This window comes from Flavobacterium sp. FPG59 (assembly GCF_002150205.1).
Classification (GTDB): Bacteria; Bacteroidota; Bacteroidia; order Flavobacteriales; family Flavobacteriaceae; genus Flavobacterium.
Genome location: NZ_MTCA01000254.1, coordinates 1 through 4,086, shown reverse-complemented (window position 1 = coordinate 4,086; position 4,086 = coordinate 1). Strand labels below are relative to the sequence as shown.

General features: G+C 32.8%; 5 protein-coding genes and 1 other RNA gene. 2 read left to right on the top strand and 4 right to left on the bottom strand.

Annotated elements, in window-relative coordinates; translation table 11 throughout:
* The first annotated feature begins 129 nt into the window (after positions 1-129).
* Entirely contained in the window at positions 130-639 is a 510-nt protein-coding gene (locus FPG59_RS14500) for a hypothetical protein (RefSeq protein ID WP_086455285.1), read from the top strand.
* Positions 640-722: 83 nt separating this feature from the next.
* A complete protein-coding gene (gene xerD, locus FPG59_RS14495) occupies positions 723-1,619 on the top strand; it encodes a site-specific tyrosine recombinase XerD (RefSeq protein WP_086455284.1) in 897 nt (298 codons plus the stop codon).
* An 80-nt stretch (positions 1,620-1,699) separates the two neighbouring features.
* On the opposite strand, the gene rny is transcribed toward xerD, so the two are convergent.
* The 4 genes from rny to FPG59_RS14475 form a co-directional block, all read right to left on the bottom strand.
* Positions 1,700-3,265, bottom strand: a complete 1,566-nt coding sequence (gene rny, locus FPG59_RS14490; protein WP_086455283.1) for a ribonuclease Y — start codon at positions 3,263-3,265, stop codon at positions 1,700-1,702.
* Between the two features lie 49 nt (positions 3,266-3,314).
* A non-coding RNA gene (ssrS, locus tag FPG59_RS14485) (6S RNA) lies at positions 3,315-3,421 on the bottom strand.
* 51 nt (positions 3,422-3,472) lie between these two features.
* The gene (locus FPG59_RS14480) at positions 3,473-3,766 is read right to left on the bottom strand and encodes a cell division protein ZapA (RefSeq protein ID WP_086455282.1); all 294 of its coding nucleotides are present in this window, start codon (positions 3,764-3,766) and stop codon (positions 3,473-3,475) included.
* A 5-nt stretch (positions 3,767-3,771) separates the two neighbouring features.
* Positions 3,772-4,062, bottom strand: a complete 291-nt coding sequence (locus FPG59_RS14475; RefSeq protein WP_086455281.1) for a hypothetical protein — start codon at positions 4,060-4,062, stop codon at positions 3,772-3,774.
* Between the last annotated feature and the right edge of the window lie 24 nt (positions 4,063-4,086).

The window sequence follows — 4,086 nt, the reverse complement described above, 5'->3', positions numbered from 1 at the left end:
ATTATTATCTATTTGGGCTACAGTTATCGCAGTGGTTTATCATCTAAAAGTATAAAAATCTTATAATAAAATTTTTATAAATTAAGGGTTTATTTATATTTGATTCATAATTCAACAAATAAAAACAAAATGAAAAAAAATATTTTAACAGTTGCGGCTGTATTTGCTTTCGGATTTGCCAATGCGCAAGAGGGGAATTTTAAATTAGGTGCTCATGTTGGATTGACAACTGGAGATACAAAAAATTTTAGCTCACTAAATGTTGGAGGTGATGTTGCTTACACTTGGAAAGTTGCTGATAAATTTAGTGCTGGTATTGCTTCAGGATATACTAATTTCTTAGGTAAAAAAGAAGAAGTTAATATTGGTTTTGGAGTTGTAGAGTTTAAAGCTGAAGATTCTGGCTTTATACCTTTAGCGGCAACAGCGCAATATTCTCTAACTGATAACTTATTTCTTGGAGCAGATTTAGGATATGGAATTTACCTAGGTAAAGATGAAGGAAATGGAGGATTGTATTACCAACCAAAAATAGGTTACCAAACAGAACAAATCGAATTGTATCTTGGTTATAAAGGGATATCTGTAAATGGAGGAAACTACTCTTCTGTAAATTTAGGTTTGAATTTCAAATTGTAAATTACAGTTATTGAATAACTAATTAACCTCCTCTTTAAAAAGGAGGTTTTTTTATGCTTAAAAAATTACGTTCCTTTGTAAGTATGAATTGGGATAGTATTATAAAAAGTTATCAGTCGTACTTAATGATTGAGCGGGGATTGTCAAAGAATACCGTTGAAAATTACTCGTTTGATTTAGAGCGTTTATTGCTTTTTTTATTTCAAAATGAAATTGTCGTATCGCCTTTAAAAATTACTGACGAAACCATCCAGCAATTTATTTACAGCGTAGCTAAAGAGGTAAATCCAAGATCGCAAGCTCGTATTATCTCGGGTTTAAAAAGCTTTTTTAAATATTTAGTTTTTGAAGATTATCGCAACGATGATCCTATGGAGCTAATTGAAACACCCAAAACGGGACGAAAACTTCCTGACACGCTTACAGTAGAAGAAATAGATAGTTTGATACAGGCAATTGACTTTTCTACTAATGAGGGCGAACGCAATCGTGCCATGTTAGAAACATTGTATGGTTGCGGTTTAAGGGTTTCGGAGCTGGTAACATTAAAGATATCGGATTTGTTTTTTGAGGAAGGCTTTATCAAAATCACGGGTAAAGGAAATAAACAACGTTTAGTCCCAATTAGTAATGTTACTCAAAAATACATTCTCCTTTATAAAAATACCGTAAGAACCCATATCACTATTCAAAAAGGTTTTGAGGATACTCTTTTTTTAAATAGAAGAGGAAAACAACTTACACGGGCTATGATTTTTACTATTATAAAAAATTTAGCCGTTTCTATTGATCTCAATAAAACCATAAGTCCTCATACACTTAGACATTCATTTGCTACTCATTTACTGGAAAATGGTGCCGATTTACGAGCTATACAACTCATGTTAGGACACGAGTCTATTACTACTACTGAAATATACGTTCACCTTGATCGAACATTTTTGACTGAAGTAATTAATAGTTTTCACCCTAGGAAGTAGAAATTGAACTTCAAAAAAAAAATTCCAAATTCCAATAAATTAGTATTGGCATTTGGAATTTTTTAATAGAATTAAATATTTTACTTGGCAATATTTACAGCTCTTGTTTCACGAATTACGGTAACTTTTACTTGTCCTGGATATGTCATTTCAGTTTGAATTTTTTGTGAAATATCAAAAGATAAACTAGCAGCATTTTCATCAGAAACTTTTTCGCTTTCTACAATTACACGAAGTTCTCTACCAGCTTGGATGGCATACGCATTTTTCACGCCATTAAATCCGTAGGCAACTTCTTCAAGGTCTTTTAAACGTTGAATGTAAGAATCAAGAACTTGTCTTCGTGCTCCTGGTCGTGCTCCTGAAATAGCGTCACAAACCTGGATTATAGGTGAAAGTAAAGATTTCATTTCGATCTCGTCATGGTGCGCACCAATCGCATTACAAACTTCTTCTTTCTCACCATACTTCTCTGCCCATTGCATTCCTAATAATGCGTGTGGTAAATCACTTTCAGTATCAGGAACTTTACCAATATCATGAAGTAATCCAGCTCTTTTAGCTAGTTTTACATTCAATCCTAGTTCTGCGGCCATGATTCCACATAGTTTAGATACTTCTCTCGAGTGTTGTAGTAAGTTTTGTCCATAAGAAGAACGGTATTTCATTCTACCCACAACCTTTATCAATTCAGGGTGTAAACCATGAATACCAAGATCAATTACAGTACGTTTTCCAACCTCAATAATTTCATCGTCAATTTGCTTTGCTGTTTTTGCAACAACTTCTTCAATTCGTGCTGGGTGAATTCGTCCGTCAGTAACCAGTTTATGCAATGCTAGACGAGCAATTTCTCTACGTACAGGATCAAAACAAGAAAGGATAATAGCCTCAGGAGTATCGTCTACAATAATTTCAACACCTGTTGCGGCTTCAAGAGCACGTATATTTCTTCCTTCACGACCAATGATTCTACCTTTTACATCATCAGATTCAATATTAAATACTGATACGCAGTTTTCAACAGCCTCTTCAGTTCCAACTCTTTGAATTGTATTGATAATGATTTTTTTAGCCTCTTGTTGTGCAGTAAGTTTAGCTTCTTCAATAGTGTCCTGTATGTGAGACATGGCTTTACTTTTTGCCTCTGCTTTTAATCCTTCAACAAGTTGGCTTTTTGCTTCCTCTGCTGATAGACCAGAGATGACTTCAAGTTGTTGTAATTGGCTTTTGTGTAAACGATCAATTTCGGCTTGTTTCTTTTCTAAATGTTCAATTTTAGAGGTGTATTCTTGTGTTTTCGATTCAAAATCATCATTTACTTTTTTAGCTTTAGATAATTCGTTAGAAACTTGAGATTCTTTGTCACGTACTCTTTTTTCTATCTCGGCAACTTTTTTATCACGAGCAAGAATTACTTGTTCATGTTCAGCTTTAAGTTCAATAAATTTTTCTTTTGCCTGAAGAATCTTGTCTTTTTTAATGTTTTCGGCTTCTAGGTTAGCGTCTTTAAGTATAGAAGCAGCTTCCTTTTTTGAATTCTTTATAAGGTTTGAAATATTGCTTTTCTCAATTAGTTTTGCGATTCCAAAACCAGCTGCAATACCTATAATACCTGTAATAACGATCGTTAATATGTTGTCCATGTTTGTTAAAATTTATATATAAAAAAAGCCTACATTAGATTGCTTGTATAAACTCGAAAAGACAAGTTTTGAGCTAACTCGTTGTTCAAGCTTCCAAACTGAATTGGCTTGCTATAGTAACGATGATTTGCTCATTCTAAATTGTTAGTGTTGAGTTTACCAAATATGAACTAATGTAGGCAGTATCTTAGTTTTTGTAAAGAACGTTTATTTGTCGAGATATTGGTCTAAAAGTGCGTTAATTTTTTTAATTCGCTCCATGGTTTCTTCGCCATTTATTTGATTGTCAATTTGTTTTTGTTCTGTTTGCGATGCAAATTGTAACGCACACATGGCTAAAACATCTTGTTTATCACGTACAGCATAGTTTTCTTCAAATTGCTTAATCATTATATCAATTTTTTTTGAAGCGCTTCTAAGACCTTCTTCTTGAGAAAGATCTACCGTTAAAGGATAGATTCTATCTGCTATTGATATTTTAATTTTTAGCTTTTCGTCCATATTTCTTAATCTGATAGCTGGGCTATACAGTAGTCAATTTCCCGAATTAATGAATTTATTTTTAGCTTTGTATCTCTTTTATTTTCGTCACTGCCCAGTAATGAGTTTGCCATTTTGAGTGTTTCATACTGCATTTTTAGTGCCTCAATCTCTCGTGATTGAGTTTGTATTGTGGATGCAGAACTTATTATTTTGTTTTTTAAATCTTGATTTTCTTGTTCTAAAGTTTTCATTTTGTTGAAAATTTTTAGAACCTTATTTTCAAGAGTATCAATAATTTCTGCAATTGTACTCATTGTTTATCCTTTTCATTACATATC